At 75.2% G+C, this 593-nt stretch carries 1 protein-coding gene; it reads right to left on the bottom strand.

Annotation, left to right across the window (positions count from 1 at the left end):
• Window positions 1-46 precede the first annotated feature (46 nt).
• The coding region (locus OZN99_RS33140; RefSeq protein WP_270939408.1) for an outer membrane protein assembly factor BamE at window positions 47-593 on the bottom strand (547 nt) is incomplete at its 5' end.

Below are 593 nucleotides of genomic sequence, written 5' to 3' on the forward strand. Positions count from 1 at the left end.
TGCGCCCGCGCGCGGTCCCCCGGGCGGCCTGAACCGCCGCGCGCGGCTACCGGGCGCCGGGCGCGCCGGGCATGGCGTTCTGCTGCGCGCCCAGGCCCGGCCCGACGCGGCCGATATTGCCGAAGAGCTGCTGCATCAGCGTCCGCTCGTTGCCCGGAGATGGCGTGACGCGCGACACGACCTGGATGTCCCGCCCGTCATTCGGGCCGAGACGGCGGATCTCCTGCACCGTGCCGTCGCCGCCGAAGCGGATCTGCACGATCTGCTGGTCCTCGACCGCCAGGGCGCGGCCGGGGCGCTGGCGGGTGATGGAGCTGATATAGAACCAGTCCGAATCGTCGAAGGTGCCGCTGGCGGTCGGGGAGCCGAGCAGCGACTGCACGTCGTTGCGCGACGAGACGCCGATGGTGAGCTGCTCCAGGTCCTCGTTCACGACCGCGTGGCCGCGGTAGGTCGGCGGCGAGGAGAACAGGTCGGCGCCGGGGAGCGGGGGCAGGTTCGGCATCAGGGTGCAGCCGCCGAGCCCGAGCAGCGCGGCGGCGGCCAGCGCCAGGCGGCGCGGCCGGGCGCCTCCGGGCCGGGCGTCCTCGCCC

Source organism: Falsiroseomonas oryzae, from assembly GCF_027856955.1.
Taxonomy (GTDB): Bacteria; Pseudomonadota; Alphaproteobacteria; order Acetobacterales; family Acetobacteraceae; genus Falsiroseomonas; species Falsiroseomonas oryzae.